Genomic DNA, 18,808 nt, shown 5'->3' on the forward strand with positions numbered 1-18,808 from the left:
ACATCGACAAAACGTCGACAAAACGCTCAGAAGAAACCGAGCGGCTTGTTGCTATAGCTGACGAGCAGGTTCTTCGTCTGCTGATAGTGGTCGAGCATCATCTTGTGATTCTCGCGACCGATGCCCGACTGCTTGTATCCGCCGAACGCCGCGTGCGCGGGATAGGCGTGATAGCAATTGGTCCACACGCGCCCGGCCTCGATCGCGCGGCCGAAGCGGTAAGCGCGCCCCCCGTCGCGCGTCCAGACGCCAGCGCCGAGACCGTAGAGCGTGTCGTTGGCGATTTCGAGTGCTTCCTCCTCCGTCTTGAACGTCGTCACGGAAACCACCGGCCCGAAGATCTCTTCCTGGAAGATGCGCATCTTGTTGTGACCGCGGAACACGGTCGGCTTCACGTAGTAACCGTCGCTGAGTTCACCCGACAGCACATTGCGCTCGCCGCCGATCAGGCACTCCGCGCCCTCCTGCTTGCCGAGGTCGATATACGACAGGATCTTTTCGAGCTGCTCCTGCGAGGCCTGCGCGCCGATCATCGTCTTCGCGTCGAGCGGATGGCCTTGCTGGACCGCGGCCACGCGCTTGAGCGCGCGCTCCATGAAACGGTCGTAGATCTTTTCGTCGATCAACACACGCGACGGACAGGTGCACACTTCGCCCTGATTGAGCGCGAACATCGCGAAACCCTCGAGCGCTTTGTCGAAGTAACCGTCGTCGTGGTCGAGGACATCGGCGAAGAAAATGTTCGGGCTCTTGCCGCCCAGTTCGAGCGTGACGGGGATGATGTTCTGGCTCGCGTACTGCATGATCAGGCGGCCCGTCGTGGTCTCGCCGGTGAAGGCGATCTTCGAAATGCGGCGATTCGACGCGAGCGGCTTGCCCGCTTCGAGGCCGAAACCGTTCACGACGTTCAGCACACCCGGCGGCAGCAGATCCTGGATCAGTTCGACGAGCACGAGCATCGACGCGGGCGTCTGCTCGGCGGGCTTGAGTACGACGCAGTTGCCGGCCGCGAGCGCGGGCGCGAGCTTCCACGCGGCCATCAGGATCGGGAAATTCCACGGAATGATCTGGCCGACCACGCCGAGCGGCTCGTGGAAGTGATAGGCGACAGTATCGTGATCGATCTCGGAGATGCCACCCTCTTGTGCACGCACGCAGCCCGCGAAATAGCGGAAGTGATCGGCGGCGAGCGGGATATCGGCGGCGAGCGTTTCGCGCAGCGGCTTGCCGTTGTCGATCGTTTCGGCGACGGCGAGCTTGTGAAGGTTCTGCTCGATGCGATCGGCGATGCGGTTCAGGATGTTCGCGCGATCGGTCGGCGATGACTTGCCCCAGGCGGCTTTTGCCTTGTGCGCGGCGTCGAGCGCGAGTTCGACGTCGGCTTCGCGCGAGCGGGGAATCGACGTGAACGGATGGCCGGTGATCGGCGAAATGTCGTCGAAGTACTCGCCGCCCAGTGGCGCGACCCATTCGCCGCCGATGAAGTTGCCGTATTGTCGCTTGTACGGGAATTCGGTGGTCAGGAACTGCATGTCTGCGTGATTCATGGTCGTGCTCCTCTATGTTCTCGGTACCGATATGGACGGGAGCGGCGCGCCGCTCTACCGGCAGGCGCTTATGCCAGAACCGTGCCAGCGGGGGATATGCTGCGGGAGGCGCACGCGGGGCGGTATGCGCGGGGGTATGAGGGTCACTGCATCGGGGGGGCGACACTCGACGCCGATTGCTCCGGCGTGCAACAGTTCGCTTCGGCAGTGCTTCAATATTGAACAGTCGAGGAAAGTATTTTCGGCTTTCCGGCCGTGCATGCTGTAGTCTTGGCGGCCGCAATACCGTGATAGTCAGCAAGTCAGGAAGGAGAACACGCATGTCCGAAACATTCGTCTGCCGCAACCAGTCGTGCGGCACGCCCTGGGAACAGAGCGAAGTGGTCATCAAGAACGAAGGCCAGGGTCCCCTGTTCCGCTGCCCGCTTTGCGGGGCGCGTAACTACCTCGAAGTGCTCGAGGACGAAGACGGCAAGGTCGTTTATGAGCAGGTTGACGGCAAGCCGTTCCTGTAAGCGGCGCTGTCGGCGGCGGGCTTTCCGGCGCGCCTGTCGATCCTGAGGGGCGATAGTCGATTCGCCGCCGCCGCCATGCTAAATTTGTCGCAACATCAAATCGGGGGCAAATGATGAACCGCATTTTCATGACGCGAGAGGAAGCCATTCACCTCCTCGTCGAGGCGCACACGGCGGCTAAGGGTAAAAGCGTGCAGTTGATTCAGCCGGTCGGCAAAGACCCCGCGAAGGTCGAAGCGCTCGACCGGCTGCTGCTCGACGTCCGCGCGGGCCGGGTCAATGAGTTTCGCGTCGATGCAAACGATAACGTCCATATCGCCATTACGGATTAGGCGGGTTTTCGCGGCGAAAATCGGCGGGTGGTTGTGGGGAGCTTGACGGTCGACGGGCGCAAGACGTTCTGCGAAGGCGTTCGGGGCCGCCGCGCGCGAACCGAGGAAGGTGACGTAAAACGAAGATCGCGCCAAACCTGGTCGACTTCGATACGCTCAAGTTGCGGCGTCGGCTCAATCACAAGCCGACTTGGTATCGTCCTCCATGGTATTTACATCGAGTGCCGCCGTAGAATCGCGCGCAGAATGTGAGGACAAACGTGTCCTCGTCGTCGCACCGACCATCCGTCTAAATCGGTAGCGTTTGTAGTCGTTAGCAAAGGCTTGATACGTGAAAGGAAAAGCCATCAGTATCATCAAAAGCCCAGCAAGAATCGAAATGGTGTTAGGTTCACGGTGACTCTCGTAAACAGGCGTGAATCTTCCTGTCTTTGCCATATCTTCTAGATGCACTCGCTGTTCTCGGTCTTTATCCAGACCGGTAACGGTGGTCGTTCCGTCCATATTTGGCGATAACTGTATATTTGTCTTTTTTCCATCATGTTCATAGATGTAATCGATGGACGGCTTGCGCCCTAACGGGCCGATTCCGACCGTTGATATCCCTGCAAAAACATACAAAGCCACCACGGCCAAATATACGTATTTTGAGATTAGTCGCCGTATTTTCGATTTTGTTTCGGGCTGAGGCAGAGTTGCGGATTTGACCTCTCCCAGACTAGCAATCCTGTGTGACCAGTGCAGCTTTTCGACGAGCGCTTCTGGTTTTAGCTTGGAGTGCAAATTATCAAGTAATGCAAGCGCCTGAAAGGAAAAGGCCTCGTCCCGCCGAAAAAGGCCAAAACTTATCTCCAGAACACTTGGCGAAATGATCTCTCCTTTCGTTTGTAGATCTTCGGCTACGCCAGTGAGTTTAAATTCTAACCATGCACACCCTCCTGGAAGTGTGCAGGTAAGGGGTTTTTCCGTCATCTCTGGCGTCAGGTCAACGCTACCATCATTCACGAGGTAACCGCTTAAGAGCACGACGCTTCTGTCGATTGGCGTATCCCTGTAGAGGATCGCTAAATTGGGGATCCTCGTTGCAAAATCGTCAAGTAGCGCTACTGATTGCTCGCGAACGAAGGTAAGGCTGGCCGGATATTTAACACGTCGCAGTGTCAGATAAATAGCCCATAGGCCGAAAAGCGCACTTACCGCGATTCCGGCGATGCCGAGTGTGTCGGAAAAGGAAAATTGAGGTACGGTCATTTCGTATATCGGATTTTTGTAGAATTATCGACAACTCTTAGACGAATCTGAAACAACAGCTTTTAGGTAATTTGCCGTCTAGCAAATCCATCACCGCCGCCAGTACGGAAAGATACCAAATTTCCTCGGTCAATTGGACTCTCTCGACATGTCCCTAGCCGGCAAGGTTTCCAACGTTTCCAATGTGTGGGCAAATTCAGCGCGCCAAAATTTTGGAAACCCCTCCCAAGACATGAATGGCGCGAGGTCCAGAGAAGTGCTGAACTGCAATTGGTGATGCGAACGTCAAAATGTTATTGGCACGGGAAGCGTCCTGACGCACCCGCTCGGGCGAGCAGTGGGACGTGTTGACGCGACGCGCTCAATCGGGTTGTCATGCCGCAATCGAGAATTCGGTGAGGCGCCGATGAGGCACAAGCCTTTGCGGTGCACCCGAAAATGTCTACACGGATGCCAGAAAGCAAAAAGCCCGGTCGCAGAGACCGGGCTTTTTGCTTGAATTCTTTGGTGGGGCGTGAGTGACTCGAACACTCGACCTACGGATTAAGAGTCCGCTGCTCTACCAACTGAGCTAACGCCCCAACAGAAGCGGAATTATGCAGCACTTTTTGCGACTTGCCAAGACATTTTTGCGAGAGCCCTGAAAAAAGCCTGCGGCCGGCTCCAGGCTCGGATCCGCGCCATCGGGTACCACCCGGTACCAACCGCCCGACGCCCCCTATTGCCCATTTCCTGCCACAACCCCACCTCGCCGGTATGATGTTGCGACACGAAGCTCATACGCCGGATGCGCTCCACCACACCGGAGCCCCGCCCGGTCCCGCATTCTGAAAGGCCTACGATGGACGACAACGCAATCAACGCGCTCCTCGAGCGCGTGCTGGCGCCGTGGGTGCGCTCCCTTGGACTGGTGCCGGTCGAAGTGACCGACGACGCTGTTACCCTACGCCTTCCGTTTTCCGGCGAACTGCGACACACGGGCGGCGTGATTTGCGGCCAGGTCTTCATGGCCGCAGCTGATACCGCGATGATCGTCGCCATTTCGGCGGCACTGGGCGGCTTCAAGCCGATGACAACCGTCGCGCTGAACACCAATTTCATGCGTCCCGTCCGCAAGGGCGATGTGCTCGTTACGGCGCGCGTACTGCGCATGGGCCGCAATCTGGTCTTCGGTGAAGTGGAGCTCTACGATGAAGATGGCCGGATGGCCGTCCACGCAACCTCGACCTACGCGCTGCTCGACTAAAAGCGCGCCCCGATCGCCAGAAGGAAGCAAAGCATATGTTCGATCAGGTAGTTTTCGCGGGCGGCGGTAACCGCTGCTGGTGGCAGGCCGGCTTCTGGGACATCGTCCGGCCCGAGCTGCAGATTCGTCCGCGCGTGATCACAGGCATCTCGGCGGGCGCCGCCACGGCGTGCATGCTTTACACGCGCGACGCCGACTGGGTCATGCGCTACTACGAAGAGGCACTGCGCCATAACAAGCGCAACGCCTATTGGGGCAACCTGCTGCGCGGCGAATCGGTGTTTCCGCATTACCGCATCTACCGCCAGGCGCTGCTCGACATTTACGGCGAGCATTTCGGCAACCTCAGCGATGCACCCGAGATCCGCATCGGCGTGTCGCATGTACCGGGCTGGCTTGGCGCACGCAGCGCGGTGGCGGCGGGGCTGATCGCCTACAACATCGAGAAATACGTCCGCAAGACGCTGCATCCGACGCTCGGCCGCAAACTCGGCTTTCGCCCGGAATTCGTGACGGCGCAAGCATGCGAAAGCGTCGAGGATCTCGCGGACCTGATCCTGCAGTCGTCATGCACGCCGCCGTTCACGCCAGTTCTGCGACGCAACGGACGACCCGTGCTCGATGGCGGGATGGTCGACAACGTGCCGGTCGATGCACTCGACGATGGGCCCGGCCGCGTGCTCGTGATGGTGACGCGCCTGTATCCGCGTCCGCAGATGTTCGTCGTGCCGCATGGCGAGCAGCAGCGCATTTATGTGCAGCCGTCGGCCAGGGTGCCGATCTCGAGCTGGGACTACACGAGCCCGCATCAGATGCAGCACGCCTATAACCTCGGCCGCGTAGACGGCGAGCGTTTTCTCACGCGACTGCCCGCGGTGCTTGAAGCCGCGGCGCACGTCCAGGCGGTATAGCCGCGCTTCTGCCCCTGCAGCGGCAGGGGCAGCAAGGGGCTGCGAGCTTACCTGCGCCGTCCGCCTTGCAGCGCCTGCGGATTGGCGACGCTCGACAAATCGCCCGAATCGAACGCGAGGATGTTGCGAAACGCCGCGCTGAAGTAAAGCTCATAGCTCTCGCGTTCCACATAACCGACATGCGGCGTGCAGATCACGTTCTCCATGCGCAGCAGGCTGTAGCCCTGCAGGATCGGTTCGCTCTCGTAGACGTCGATGGCCACCATCCCCGGCCGGTTGTGCGAGAGCGCGCCGAGCAGCGCGTTTTCTTCGAGCAGTTCCGCGCGGCTCGTGTTGACGAGCAGCGCCGTCGGTTTCATGCGCAACAGATCTTCCTGCTTCACGATCGCGCGCGTGTCGTCGTGCAGGCGCAGATGCAGCGACAGTACGTCGCTTTCTTCGAATAGCGCTTCACGGCTCGCGGCGGCTTCGTAGCCGTCGGCGCGCGCCGCTTCGAGCGAGTGCTCGCGGCCCCAGATGAGCACGCGCATCCCGAACGCCTTGCCGTAGCCCGCCACGAGCCGGCCGATCTTCCCGTAGCCCCAGATGCCGAGCGTCTGCCCGCGCAGCACCTGGCCGAGCCCGAAGTTCGGCGGCATCGCCGATGTTTTCAGACCCGACTGTTGCCATGCGCCTTGCTTGAGGTTCGAGACGTACTGCGGAATCCGGCGTTGCGCGGACATGATGAGCGCCCACGTGAGTTCAGCGGGCGCGATCGGCGATCCGGTGCCTTCGAGCACGGCGATGCCGCGTTCGCTGCACGCGGCGAGGTCGATATGCGAGCCGACGCGCCCGGTCTGGCTGATCATGCGCAGGTGGGGGAGCTTGTCGAGCAGTTGCGAGGTGATGCGCGTGCGCTCGCGGATCAGCACGAGTGCGTCAACTTCTGAGAGGCGGCTGGCCAACTGGCCGAGTCCCCGTACGGTATTGTTGAAGACCTTGACCTCGTGGTCGGCGAGCAGTTGAAAGCAGTCGAGCTTGCGGACGGCGTCCTGGTAGTCGTCAAGGATGGCAATTTTCATGGCACTGGGTTCTTGTTTGCCGCGCCGGTCGCGGTGCGGCTCGGTGTTCATCTGGTGGTTATCCCACTATGCAGCGCGCGGCAGGCTGGTATGAATAGGGAAAGATCTCGCGGTATATCGGGATACGCAACGCACACTACCGGGTTGCTACACTTCTCGCTTTGGGCACCGCAATTGCTAGCCCATGCCAAAGCGTCCGGTACAGGACTTGCCGCGAATTTTTGAATTTTTAACAGCTTGTTGGGTTGCGATGCAAGCCGCTTTACAGACGGTTTCGAACCCCAGGCTACAAAGGCCTTGACGACCTGCCCAACCACCCGAATCGACAGTGCAAGGTTTGCCTGCACTGCCCGGCTCGTAGCGGTTGCGCCTCTCGCATGCAGCGTCGAAAGGGCCGAATCGCCTTTTACTGCCCTAAAACGGAGAAAGCTCAATGAATCACCCAGATATCAACGCCCAGGTTGCAGCGCAAGTGCCTGCCTGGGTGCGCCATCGGAAACTGGTGGAGTGGGTGCAGCAGGTCGCGGCGCTGACGCAGCCGGAACGCATCGTCTGGTGCGACGGCTCGCAGGAGGAGTACGACCGCCTGTGCCAGCAAATGGTCGATGCGGGCACGATGCGCAAGCTCAATCCCGCAAAGCGTCCGAATTCGTATCTCGCGTGCTCGGCTCCGTCCGACGTCGCGCGTGTCGAGGATCGCACGTTCATCTGCACGGAGCGCAAGGAAGACGCCGGCCCGACCAACAACTGGATCGCCCCGGCCGAAATGCGCACGACGCTCGACGGCCTGTTCGAGGGATCGATGCGCGGCCGTACGATGTACGTGGTGCCGTTTTCGATGGGGCCTCTTGGCTCACCTATCGCGCATATCGGCGTGGAATTGTCGGACAGCCCCTACGTCGCGGTGAACATGCGGATCATGACGCGCATGGGCCGCGCGGTGTATGACGTGCTGGGCGAAGACGGCGAGTTCGTGCCGTGCGTGCACACGGTGGGCGCGCCACTCGCGGCGGGTCAGAAAGACGTGGCGTGGCCGTGCAACGACACGAAGTACATCGTCCATTTCCCCGCAACGCGTGAAATCTGGAGCTACGGCTCTGGCTACGGCGGCAATGCGCTGCTCGGCAAGAAGTGCTTTGCGTTGCGTATCGCATCGACGATGGGGCGCGACGAAGGCTGGCTCGCCGAGCACATGCTGATTCTCGGCGTGCGTTCGCCCGAGGGGCGCAAGTACCACGTCGCGGCCGCGTTCCCGTCGGCGTGCGGCAAGACCAACTTCGCGATGCTGATTCCGCCGCGCACCATGGACGGATGGGAAATCACGACGATCGGCGACGATATCGCCTGGATCAAGCCGGGCGCGGATGGCCGCCTCTACGCGATCAATCCGGAGGCGGGCTACTTCGGCGTGGCGCCGGGCACGAGCGAGAAGACCAACTACAACGCCATGGCGACGCTCAAGGAGAACGTGATTTTCACGAACGTCGCGCTGACCGATGACGGCGACGTCTGGTGGGAAGGCATGACCGACACGCCGCCCGCGCACGTCATCGACTGGCAAGGCCAGGACTGGACGCCCGAAATCGCGAAGGCGACTGGCCGCAAGGCTGCGCATCCGAACGCGCGCTTCACGGCGCCGGCTTCGCAGTGTCCGTCGATCGACGCCGAATGGGAGAACCCGAAGGGCGTGGCGATCGATGCGTTCGTGTTCGGCGGACGGCGCTCGACCACGGTGCCGCTCGTGACAGAGGCGCGCGACTGGACCGAGGGCGTCTATATGGCGGCGACCATGGGCTCGGAGACGACGGCTGCCGCCGCGGGTCAGCAAGGCGTGGTGCGCCGCGATCCGTTTGCGATGCTGCCGTTCTGCGGCTACAACATGGCCGGGTACTTCGATCACTGGCTCAAGTTGGGCGCAAAGCTCGCGCAAGCGGGTGCGACGCTTCCGCGCATCTACTGCGTGAACTGGTTCCGCAAGGGTGCGGATGGCAAGTTCGTGTGGCCGGGTTTCGGCGACAACATGCGCGTGCTGGAGTGGATGGTGCGCCGCATCGAGGGCGCGGCGGGCGGCAACACGAACGCGTTCGGCGTCTCGCCGCGCTATGACGACATCGACTGGCGCGGCCTCGACTTCACGCCGGCCCAGTTCGAGCAGGTCATTTCGGTCGATGCCGACGCCTGGCGCGCCGAGCTGACCCTGCACTCGGATCTGTTCAAGACGCTCGCGCACGGCTTGCCTGAAGCGCTGCAGCAAACGCGCAAGGCACTGGAGGCGCGCCTCGACGGTTGAGGTGTGAGCGCTTACTGACTCTGGGGCCGCCTTCGGGCGGCCTTTTCATTGGTGGCACATCGGAGCGGGGCACGATCAATCTGGGTGTGCACGCCGTCTGTTCGACATTCGCTGCCTTGTTTCGCTGCGATGCGGCAATTGTTGTGTCATTAGAAACAATAAGCTATCTGTCTGCACAATTCTCGCTGTCAGCGAAGAGAGTTTCGAGAAAAAACGGTCTTTGCAGGCAACTTCTGCAGGAATCCGCCAGTCGTAGGAGAATTCGCAGCTTGCTTTGCTGATTTTAAGCGGGCGCTTACAAAGCGGGAGTTGTCTAATGGATCATTTGCAGTCGATGCGAGTATTCGTCAAAGTGGCCGACCTCGGCAGTTTCGCTCGGGCTGCCACGGCAATGGATATCTCGAATGCGGTTGCCACGCGTCACGTCGCCGACCTCGAAGGCCGACTGGGTACGCGTTTGCTTAACCGCACGACCCGCAGCCTCTCACTGACCGAATCGGGTCAGGTTTATCTCGAACGCGCGCGCCAGATTCTCGACGAACTCGAAGACGTCGAGCAGATGGTGGTCGCCCGCAACCATGAGCCCGTCGGGACCTTGCGCATCGTCGCGCCGGTCGTGTTCGGGCTGCACAATCTCGCAGCGGTACTTCAGACCTACACGCAGCGCTATCCACAGGTCGTTCCCGATGTCACCCTCGTCGATCGCCAGGTCGATCTTGTCGAGGAGGGTTTCGACCTCGGTATCGTCGCGGCGCGGCAGATGCGGAGTGCGAGCATCGTCACGCGTCGCCTGACGACCGGCTGCATGACTGTCTGCGCCACGCCGGCGTACCTCGACAAGCACGGCACGCCGACCCGTCCGGAGCAACTGACAGAGCATCCGTCGCTGTCGCTGTCGTCGGAATACTGGGGCGGCGAGCGCGTGTTCACGGGGCCGGATGGTGAAACCCGCGTGCGTCCGACGGACGTGATCGTCGCAAACAACACGGAGATGCTGCGTCAGTTCGCTCTGCTCGGCATGGGTATCGCGCTCCTGCCGAGCTATCTGATTGGCCGTGACATGGCCCGCGGCCGACTCGTGCGGCTGCTCAGCGAATATCGTCTGCCGCAGATCGAAATCAACGTCGCTTATCCGAGCCGCCGCCATCTGCCGGCGAAGGTGCGAACGTTTATCGATCACCTCGTCGAGCATTTCACCCAGACACCGAACGGCCAACTCGGCGAGCAGTGGGTGAAGGACGGCCTTGCGCATCCAGCGGCAGGTCCGGCTTTGGCACGTCGTGGCGCGCAGCATCCCGTCGCGCCCGAGGCGTTTGCCGGTTCGGAGCCGCTTTCAAATCTGCTCGATAACGAGCGAAACCTCCGCGACGGCGAGCGGGCGCCGAAGGTGGCACGCTCAACGGCCACGCGCACGCAGACTTCGGCGGTTTCGCCGCTATAAGGCGGGAATCACCGCGCATCTGGCGATGAAAAAAGGCGCAGTCTCGTAAGAGGCTGCGCCTTTTGCTTTGGAGCCGACGATGAGGAACGCCCGGACTTTACCGCCGGGCGTTGCGCGTTCAGGAGCCCGTTTTACGTGCCGCGGTTTTGCGGGCAGTGGTTTTGCGGGCTGTCGTCGTGGTTTTCGCCGCGGCGGTCTTGCGTGCAGGCTTCGCGTTTTCCGGCGACTCTTCGCTGGCGGCTTCTGCGGCGCCCGTCGATTTTTTCGCTGCGCTCTTCGCCGCCGTCTTCGCGCTGGGTTCCTTCTTCTCGAACTCGAAGCCGATCTTGCCGTCGCTCTGCTTCACGAGGAAAGCCTTGAAATTACGGCCCGTACGCGACGACTTGAAGTTCGTCAGCAGGTCCGTACGGCCCTCGGCAAGCAGCTTCGCCATCTGGTCGCGCGTGATTTCCTGCTGGAGGATCACCTTGCCCGAGCGGAAGTCGCAGGTCTTGGGATTGGCGACCGAATGCTCGCACACGTAGCTCATGCCATGCTCGAACACGCGTCCTGCGCACTTCGGACACGCACCGACTGCCTCCTGTTCCGAGAAGTCGGGCGCTTCGCCATCCTCGCCGCCCTGATCCTGACCGAAGTCGAACTCGAGCTTGTAGTTCTTCGTTTCGTCGTCGAACGAGAGCTTGAGGATGGCCGAGAACGGGCGCCCCATCTTGCTACGGAAGCCCGACAGCGGCCCGATCGTCTTGTTCTGCAGCAGTTCCTCGACTTCGGGGATCTCGAACTGTCGGCCGCCAGGGATCTTCGAAATCGAGAACTCGCACTTCGTGCAAGCAAAGCGCCGATAGTTCTCCTTCACCTGACCGTCGCAGTTCGGGCACGGCGTTTCGAGCGTCGCATAGTCGCCCGGGATCGTGTCCGAGTCGTATTCCTTCGCGCGCTTGACGATGGTCTGCGTCATGCGGGCGATTTCCTGCATGAACGCGTCGCGCGGCAGCTTGCCCCGCTCCATCTGCGATAGCTTGTATTCCCACTCGCCCGTGAGTTCCGGCGCAGTGAGTTCTTTCACGTCGAGGCCGCGCAGGAGCGTCATGAGCTGGAAGGCCTTCGCGGTCGGGATCAGTTCGCGCCCTTCGCGCACGAGATACTTCTCGCCGAGCAAGCCTTCGATGATCGCCGCGCGCGTGGCCGGCGTGCCGAGACCCTTCGCGGCCATGGCTTCGCGCAGTTCCTCGTCGTCGACGAGCTTGCCCGCACCCTCCATGGCAGAGAGCAGCGTCGCTTCGTTGTAGCGTGCCGGCGGCTTCGTCACGAGCTGGTGCGCGGCGATCTCGTCGGTCTTGACCTTCTCGTCCTTTTGCACCGGGACGAGGTTGGCGTCCTCGCCACCCGCATCGCGGCCATAAACCTGCAGCCAGCCCGGCTCGACCAGCACCTTGCCTTCGGTCTTGAAGTGATGTCCGGCGACTTCGGTGATGCGCGTCGTGACACGGAATTCGGCGGCCGGGAAGAACACAGCGAGGAAGCGCTTCACGACGAGGTCGTACAGCTTCTGCTCGGGCTCGGAAAGCGATTTCGGCGCCTGCAGTGTCGGGATGATGGCGAAGTGGTCGCTGATCTTCGAGTTGTCGAAGATGCGCTTGTTCGGCTTCACCCAGCCACGGTCGAGCACCTGCTTCGCATGCGGCAGGTAGTTGTTGCTCTCCTTGAGCATCCCGAGCGTCTCTTTGACCGTCTCGATGTAGTCCTCAGGCAGCGCGCGCGCATCGGTACGCGGGTAGGTCAGCACCTTGTGCTTCTCGTACAGCGCCTGCGCGAGACCGAGCGTGTTCTTGGCCGAAAAGCCGAAGCGGCCATTCGCCTCACGCTGGAGACTCGTCAGGTCGAAGAGCGCGGGCGAGAGCTGCGTGGACGGCTTCGATTCCTCGGTGACGGTGCCTTCGCGGCCGTGGCAGGCGGCGACGATCGATTCGGCTGCCGGGCGGCTCCAGAGGCGCGAGTCGCGCTTCTCGGGGTCGAATTCGTCGCGCTTGAACTTCGGGTCGTACCAGCGGCCCTCATAGAAGCCCGCTGCGCAAACGAACTCCGCGCGCACTTCCCAATAGTCGCGCGGCACGAATCGGCGAATTTTCTCTTCACGTTCGACGACGATCGACAAGGTTGGCGTCTGAACGCGCCCGACCGTGGTCAGGAAGAAGCCGCCGCCCTTGCTGTTGAACGCGGTCATCGCACGCGTGCCGTTGATGCCGACGAGCCAGTCGGCTTCCGAGCGGCAGCGCGCCGCGTCGGCGAGCGGTTGCATGTCCGCGTCGCTGCGCAGGTGCGCGAAGCCATCACGGATCGCGGCGGGCGTCATGGACTGCAGCCACAGGCGCTGGACCGGTTGCTTCGCCTTCGCGTGTTGCGCGATGAGGCGGAAAATCAGCTCACCCTCGCGCCCCGCGTCGCATGCGTTGATGAGGCGGTCGACGTCCTTGCGCTTCATCAGCTTCATGAGCACCTTGAGCCGCGATTCGCTTTTTGCGATCGGGTTCACGTCGAAATGAGGCGGGATGACGGGCAGATGCGCGAAGCTCCATTTGCCTCGCTTGACTTCATAGGCGTCCGGCGCGGCGATTTCCAGCAGATGGCCGACTGCCGACGAAAGGACGAAGTCGTCGCTTTCGTAGTATTCGTCATGCTTCGCAAACCCGCCCAAAGCGCGCGCGATGTCGTTCGCGACAGACGGCTTCTCGGCGATGATCAGAGCTTTGGACATGAGTTTTGTAAGTGGTGAATCCGGTTTGGCGCGACTGCGGCCGACACCCCCTTGGGTCGGTCCTCGGCCGGTCCTGTTTCTCGACCGCTTTATAGCACAAGGCGCGGCGGCGGCGATTTCTGCGTCTTCTTGTTGCCCGCCGCGGTCACAAGCGGCGCCCAATCATAATGGCGCGGCGAGCCGGCCCGCAAGCGGCGGTCTGACCGGGGTCAGATCTGGAGTAAAGACACGTTGCGTAGCTCACGCCTCTGCGAGCGCGGGACGCAGCTTCGGTGCGTCGCTTACGCCCGGCAGTGCCGTGAGGTCGGCGAGCATGCGCTCGACCACCGCGCCATGCGGCAGTACGGTGCCAAAGAAGCGCGTCGCGGTGCCGTCTTCGATCAGGATCGTCGGAAAGTTCTCCACGTCGAGGTCGTCGAAGCGGTCCGCGTGGGTTTCGATGTCGATCCACGCGAAACAGATGTCCGGATGGGCGTCGGCGATGCGGTCGAAAGTAGCCCGATAGTCGCGGCACGTGCCACACCACTCCGCGCAAAGGCACGCGACGAAGAGCGTGTCGCGGTCGGCGATCCGGTCGGCGATCCGGTCGGCGTCGGTGTCGAGGTTAAGCGCGGGCATGCTCGTTCCTTGCGTTCTCTTATATATAGGAGGAGGTACATTTGGCGCGAATGTAACACGCTGGCGCTAGCATGGAGTCGCCCTCACGAACCATCCGCCGGGCAGCGAATTCAGTTGACCCGCCAGTTCGAGCTGCAGCAGCGTGCTTTGCAGTACCGCCTCGGGCATGTCGGTGCGCGCCGCGAGGATTTCAAGCGTGGCTGGCGCGTGGCCGAGCGCATCGAGCAGGCGCGACGCTTCGGGGCTGAGGCTGGCTGGCGGTCTGGCGCGAGCGCTTCCCCGGATTTCATCGGCCGGTGCGCCGGGCGTGCCGGCCTGAGAAGCCGCTGGGGTGCGAGTCCGTCTCGGGCTGCTCTCGCCGTTACTTTCCGGCACGCGCGCGGCGGGCTGCGGAACACCAAGCGATTCGAGCACTTCCTCCGGCGACTCGATGAGCTGCGCGCCCTGCTTGATCAACCGATGGCAGCCGCGCGCGAGCGGCGCATGAATCGAACCGGGGAGTGCAAAGACGTCGCGCCCCATTTCATTGGCGAGCCGCGCGGTGATCAGCGAGCCGGAACGCATCGCGGCTTCCACCACAACGACACCCTCGACGAGTGCCGCAATCAAGCGGTTGCGCTGCGGAAAATTCTCGGAGCGTGCGGGCGTGCCGAGCGGCCATTCGGAGACAATCGCGCCACGTTGGGCGAGCTGTGCCGCGAGCGCCCGATGCGCAGTCGGGTAGACGAGATCCGCACCTGTGCCGATGACGGCGGCCGTTCCGCCGCATTCGTCGAGCGCTCCCCGATGCGCGGCGCCATCCACGCCGAGCGCGAGCCCTGAAACGACCGTGACGCCCGCAGCCGCGAACGCGCGTGCGAACCTTGCGGCGTCTACGAGCGCCTGAGGCGTGGCGCTGCGGCTTCCCACGACGGCGATGCTGCGCCCGTGCAGCAGGCCGAGCTGACCTTGCACGTAGAGCATCGGTGGTGGATCGGGCATGGCTAGGAGCCGTGGCGGGTAAGCCGGATCGGCGAGCGTCACCAGCGCGTTGCCCGGCACCGCGCACCAGACGTTCAGCGCGTCGATCTGGTTCGCAAAAGAGGACGCAGGCGGTGCGAGTGCGGCCCGCGCTGCGTCGCCGCCTGCCGTGGCGGCGAGCGTGGCAAGCGACTGGGCCAGCACGTTCTGGGGCAAACCGAAGGCGCCGAGCAGCGTCCGCAGCGCGGCGGGTTTCAGGCCGCGCGCGGTGGAAAGGCGCAGCCAGGCTGACCGTTCGTCGGCGCCGAGCGGCAAGGGTGCGAGCATGACAAAAAACTCCGCGCCGGGCGTGTTACAACCCGTCGTGATAAAATTTTCACCATCCGAAATACAGTGCGGCGCTTCCCGTGAGACGTCGCGCAGACCTGTGGAGTAGCCTGCTGCGCGGGCGGCGGCGCGTTGAATCCGGCCGTTTTGTACCTATATCCTCTGCATCCTCCGATGGGCCGGCAAGCTGGCCGAACGGCCAGTCTGCGCGATGCCGGACGATCCCGGCGCCCCGAGAAATCCGCTAAATCATGGCTCTACTAAATATTCTTCATTACCCGGACAAGCGCCTGCACAAGGTCGCCAAACCGGTCGAGGTCTTTGATGAGCGCATCCGCAAGCTCGTCAAAGACATGGCCGAGACCATGTACGCCGCACCTGGCGTCGGTCTTGCTGCGACGCAGGTGGACGTGCATGAGCGCGTCGTGGTGATCGACGTATCGGAGACGCACGACGAACTGCGCGTGTTCATCAACCCGGAAATCATCTGGTCTAGCGACGAACGCATGGTCCACGAAGAGGGCTGTCTTTCGGTACCAGGCATCTACGACGATGTCGAGCGCGCCGAGAAAGTGCGCGTGCGCGCGCAGAACGAGAAGGGCGAGACCTACGAAGTCGATTGCGAAGAGCTACTGGCCGTGTGCATCCAGCACGAAATGGATCACTTGATGGGCCGCGTGTTCGTCGAATACCTCTCGCCGCTCAAGCAAACGCGCATCAAGAGCAAGATGAAGAAGCTCGAGCGGGCGATGTAACGCGTTCGCGTCGCCTCGTACCTCTTTTCTTTCGTCCAGCCTGACTTCGAGCGCCCATGAGCCACTCACTTCGCGTCATCTTTGCCGGCACGCCGGAATTCGCCGCCGCGGCACTTGCCGCGATCCACGAAGCGGGCTTCGCGGTGCCGCTCGTGCTGACTCAGCCCGACCGCCCGGCCGGGCGCGGGATGAAGCTTCAGGCGAGCCCGGTCAAGCGCTATGCGCAGGATAACGGGCTCGCGGTGGCGCAGCCGACGTCATTGCGGCGCGCGGGCAAGTACCCGGAGGAAGCCGCCGCCGCGCTGGAGTTGCTGCACGCGACGCCACACGACGTGATGGTCGTGGCCGCCTACGGTCTGATCCTGCCGCAGGAAGTGCTGGATATTCCTCCTCACGGCTGCATCAACATTCACGCATCGCTTCTGCCGCGCTGGCGGGGTGCCGCGCCGATCCACCGCGCGATCGAAGCGGGGGACACCGAAAGTGGCATCACGCTGATGCAGATGGACGCCGGCCTCGACACCGGGCCGATGATCTCCGAAGTGCGCACACCGATCGCCCCTGTCGATACCACCGCGACGCTGCACGACCGCCTCGCGCAACTGGGCGCGGAATTGATCGTGAAGGCGCTCGTCGAGCTGGAGCGCAACGGCACGCTGCCCTCGACGCCGCAGCCGGCGCATGGCGCCAACTACGCCGAAAAGATCGGCAAGCAGGAAGCTGCGCTCGACTGGCGCCGTCCCGCCAACGTGCTCGCGCGCCAGATCCGTGCGTTCGATCCGTTTCCCGGCGGCGTCGCGACGCTAGATGGCGCGCAGGTCAAGCTCTGGGCGGCCGAACCGGCTGACGGGACGGGCGTTCCTGCTGGCGCCGCACCAGGCCAGATCCTCGACGTGACGCCCGCCGGTGTGGTGGTGGTGTGCGGCGAGGGCACGCTGCGCGTGACGCAGCTGCAGAAGCCCGGCGGCAAACGTCTGCCGGCACGCGAATTCCTGGCCGGCTTACCGCTTGCAGCGGGGCAGCGTTTCCAGTTGCCCGATACGCCCACAGTCTGACCGACGCCGCGAGCGGGCGCCAGTCGTCCATTCGGCCAGGTGCCGCGTACGATTCCAGGCGCGTTAGAATCGGTTCAGCCTGATTTGTTTTTCCTGAGGTCGTCATGTTCGGCATCACCCACTTTGGTTTTTTCGTCGTCGCGGTCTTTTTGCTCAACGTGACGCCGGGCCCTGATACCGCTTACATCGTCGGCCGCAGCGTCGCGCAAGGACGTGGCGCCGGTCTTGTGTCCGCGCTCGGCATTTCGGCAGGATGCTGCGTGCATTCGCTTGCGTGCGCGTTTGGCCTGACTGCGCTGCTCGCGGCGTCGGCTACTGCGTTCACCGTGGTCAAGTTCGTCGGCGCCCTTTATCTCGTGTACTTAGGCGTCCGGCTGATCTTCGTGAAGGCCGCCCCTGCACCTGTCAAGACCGAAGCAGCGCCGCGCTCCACGGCGCCCCGGCCGCTGCGCCAGCTGTTCCTCCAGGGTTTCTGGACCAACGTCCTCAACCCCAAGGTGGTGCTGTTCTTCGTCTCGTTCTTCCCGCAGTTCGTGTCTGCCGGCAGCCCGCACAAGGCGCTCGCGTTCCTGGCGCTCGGCGTCGTGTTCGTGGCGATGAGCACTGTCTGGAACAGTTTTGTCGCCTGGATCGCCGGTAGTGTCACGAAGCGCTTCTCGGGCAAGCCGGGCGTCAAGAAGTGGCTCGACCGCACGGTCGGTACCGCGTTCGTCGGCCTTGGCGTGAAACTTGCCACCGCCACCCGCGAGAGTTGAATTTTTGGCGTGCACCCATATCTAACAAATCGCTTACAATGCGGCCGCCGCGTCGGTGCGACGCGCGCCGACTGATTTGATTCCCCTCTTGGGTTAAGGAGCACAGCATGTTCAACTGGGTCAAAACCGCGATGTTGATGGCCGCGATTACGGCCCTCTTTATCGTGATCGGCGGCATGATCGGCGGTCAGCGCGGCATGATGTTCGCGCTCGTGATGGCGCTCGGCATGAACTTCTTCTCGTACTGGTTCTCGGACAAGATGGTCCTGCGCATGTACAACGCTCAGGAAGTGGACGAGAACACCGCGCCGCAGTTCTATCGCATGGTCCGCGAACTTGCCACACGCGCCGAACTGCCGATGCCGCGCGTCTATCTCATCAACGAGGATGCGCCCAACGCTTTTGCCACCGGTCGCAACCCGGACAATGCGGCCGTCGCTGCCACTACCGGCATCCTGCGCGTGCTCTCCGAGCGCGAGATGCGCGGCGTGATGGCGCATGAACTCGCACACGTGAAACATCGCGACATCCTCATTTCGACGATTTCCGCCACGATGGCCGGTGCGATCGCCGCGCTCGCGAACTTCGCGATGTTCTTTGGCGGCCGCGACCAGAACGGCCGTTCGAATCCGATTGCGACAATCGCCGTCGCTTTGCTGGCGCCGATCGCGGCCGCGCTGATCCAGATGGCGATTTCGCGTGCGCGGGAGTTCGAGGCCGACCGCGGCGGTGCGCAGATTTCGGGCGATCCGCAAGCGCTCGCGTCTGCGCTCGACAAGATTCATCGCTACGCAGAGGGCATCCCGTTCCGGACCGCTGAAGAGCATCCGGCCACCGCCCAAATGATGATCATGAATCCGCTCTCGGGCGGTGGCATGGCGAAGCTGTTCTCGACGCACCCCGCTACCGAAGAGCGTATTTCGCGCCTCATGGAAATGGCACGCACGGGGCGCTTCGACTGAGCAGCGTTTTTCGCGATCCTTGATGAT

At 62.4% G+C, this 18,808-nt stretch carries 16 protein-coding genes and 1 tRNA gene; 10 read left to right on the forward strand and 7 right to left on the reverse strand.

From position 1 onward, the window contains the following. Nucleotides 1-26: 26 nt before the first annotated feature. Nucleotides 27-1,547, reverse strand: coding sequence for an aldehyde dehydrogenase (gene adh, locus D1Y85_RS20215; RefSeq protein WP_124152858.1), 1,521 nt, complete (start codon nucleotides 1,545-1,547; stop codon nucleotides 27-29). Nucleotides 1,548-1,867: 320 nt separating this feature from the next. On the opposite strand from adh, the gene D1Y85_RS20220 reads away from it, so the two are divergent. Together D1Y85_RS20220 and D1Y85_RS27330 are read left to right on the forward strand one after the other, a co-directional pair. Next, the gene (locus D1Y85_RS20220; RefSeq protein WP_124152859.1) at nucleotides 1,868-2,062 is read left to right on the forward strand and encodes a hypothetical protein; all 195 of its coding nucleotides are present in this window, start codon (nucleotides 1,868-1,870) and stop codon (nucleotides 2,060-2,062) included. Between the two features lie 110 nt (nucleotides 2,063-2,172). Beyond that, entirely contained in the window at nucleotides 2,173-2,394 is a 222-nt protein-coding gene (locus D1Y85_RS27330; protein ID WP_221410327.1) for a hypothetical protein, read from the forward strand. A gap of 174 nt (nucleotides 2,395-2,568) precedes the next feature. On the opposite strand, the gene D1Y85_RS20230 is transcribed toward D1Y85_RS27330, so the two are convergent. Then, nucleotides 2,569-3,645: a hypothetical protein gene (locus D1Y85_RS20230; protein WP_124152861.1), complete on the reverse strand. Its 1,077-nt coding sequence runs from the start codon at nucleotides 3,643-3,645 to the stop codon at nucleotides 2,569-2,571. Between the two features lie 505 nt (nucleotides 3,646-4,150). Then, nucleotides 4,151-4,226: transfer RNA gene (locus tag D1Y85_RS20235), tRNA-Lys, on the reverse strand. 260 nt (nucleotides 4,227-4,486) lie between these two features. Between D1Y85_RS20235 and D1Y85_RS20240 the strand changes: the two genes are divergently transcribed. Next, on the forward strand, nucleotides 4,487-4,891 hold the full coding sequence (locus D1Y85_RS20240) for a PaaI family thioesterase (RefSeq protein WP_124152862.1): 405 nt from the start codon (nucleotides 4,487-4,489) through the stop codon (nucleotides 4,889-4,891). Nucleotides 4,892-4,926: 35 nt separating this feature from the next. Continuing rightward, nucleotides 4,927-5,802, forward strand: a complete 876-nt coding sequence (locus D1Y85_RS20245; RefSeq protein ID WP_124152863.1) for a patatin-like phospholipase family protein — start codon at nucleotides 4,927-4,929, stop codon at nucleotides 5,800-5,802. 47 nt (nucleotides 5,803-5,849) lie between these two features. Here the strand turns inward: D1Y85_RS20245 and D1Y85_RS20250 are convergent, their stop codons facing one another. Beyond that, a complete protein-coding gene (locus D1Y85_RS20250) occupies nucleotides 5,850-6,863 on the reverse strand; it encodes a D-2-hydroxyacid dehydrogenase family protein (RefSeq protein ID WP_124152864.1) in 1,014 nt (337 codons plus the stop codon). 433 nt (nucleotides 6,864-7,296) lie between these two features. Between D1Y85_RS20250 and D1Y85_RS20255 the strand changes: the two genes are divergently transcribed. Beyond that, entirely contained in the window at nucleotides 7,297-9,153 is a 1,857-nt protein-coding gene (locus D1Y85_RS20255) for a phosphoenolpyruvate carboxykinase (GTP) (RefSeq protein WP_124152865.1), read from the forward strand. Between the two features lie 316 nt (nucleotides 9,154-9,469). Then, a complete protein-coding gene (locus tag D1Y85_RS20260) occupies nucleotides 9,470-10,594 on the forward strand; it encodes a LysR family transcriptional regulator (RefSeq protein WP_124152866.1) in 1,125 nt (374 codons plus the stop codon). A gap of 118 nt (nucleotides 10,595-10,712) precedes the next feature. Here the strand turns inward: D1Y85_RS20260 and D1Y85_RS20265 are convergent, their stop codons facing one another. From D1Y85_RS20265 to dprA, 3 genes are all read right to left on the reverse strand, one after another. Then, the gene (locus D1Y85_RS20265; RefSeq protein WP_124152867.1) at nucleotides 10,713-13,349 is read right to left on the reverse strand and encodes a DNA topoisomerase III; all 2,637 of its coding nucleotides are present in this window, start codon (nucleotides 13,347-13,349) and stop codon (nucleotides 10,713-10,715) included. A gap of 240 nt (nucleotides 13,350-13,589) precedes the next feature. Beyond that, nucleotides 13,590-13,967 (reverse strand): thioredoxin family protein, encoded by a 378-nt coding sequence (locus tag D1Y85_RS20270; protein ID WP_124152868.1) that lies wholly within the window; start codon nucleotides 13,965-13,967, stop codon nucleotides 13,590-13,592. 66 nt (nucleotides 13,968-14,033) lie between these two features. Beyond that, nucleotides 14,034-15,254: a DNA-processing protein DprA gene (dprA, locus tag D1Y85_RS20275; RefSeq protein WP_124152869.1), complete on the reverse strand. Its 1,221-nt coding sequence runs from the start codon at nucleotides 15,252-15,254 to the stop codon at nucleotides 14,034-14,036. Nucleotides 15,255-15,505: 251 nt separating this feature from the next. Between dprA and def the strand changes: the two genes are divergently transcribed. The 4 genes from def to htpX all read left to right on the forward strand — a co-directional run bounded on the left by def (nucleotide 15,506) and on the right by htpX (nucleotide 18,781). Next, complete coding sequence (def, locus tag D1Y85_RS20280) at nucleotides 15,506-16,009, forward strand: peptide deformylase (RefSeq protein ID WP_124152870.1); 504 nt, start codon at nucleotides 15,506-15,508, stop codon at nucleotides 16,007-16,009. Between the two features lie 56 nt (nucleotides 16,010-16,065). Then, entirely contained in the window at nucleotides 16,066-17,064 is a 999-nt protein-coding gene (fmt, locus tag D1Y85_RS20285) for a methionyl-tRNA formyltransferase (RefSeq protein ID WP_124152871.1), read from the forward strand. A 104-nt stretch (nucleotides 17,065-17,168) separates the two neighbouring features. After that, nucleotides 17,169-17,819 carry a LysE family translocator gene (locus D1Y85_RS20290; protein WP_124152872.1) on the forward strand — a complete coding sequence of 217 codons (651 nt, stop codon included), beginning with the start codon at nucleotides 17,169-17,171 and terminating at the stop codon, nucleotides 17,817-17,819. A gap of 107 nt (nucleotides 17,820-17,926) precedes the next feature. Further along, nucleotides 17,927-18,781 carry a zinc metalloprotease HtpX gene (htpX, locus tag D1Y85_RS20295; protein ID WP_124152873.1) on the forward strand — a complete coding sequence of 285 codons (855 nt, stop codon included), beginning with the start codon at nucleotides 17,927-17,929 and terminating at the stop codon, nucleotides 18,779-18,781. Nucleotides 18,782-18,808 lie beyond the last annotated feature (27 nt).

The sequence above is a fragment of the Paraburkholderia dinghuensis genome, assembly GCF_003837865.1.
GTDB classification, from domain to species: Bacteria; Pseudomonadota; Gammaproteobacteria; order Burkholderiales; family Burkholderiaceae; genus Paraburkholderia; species Paraburkholderia dinghuensis.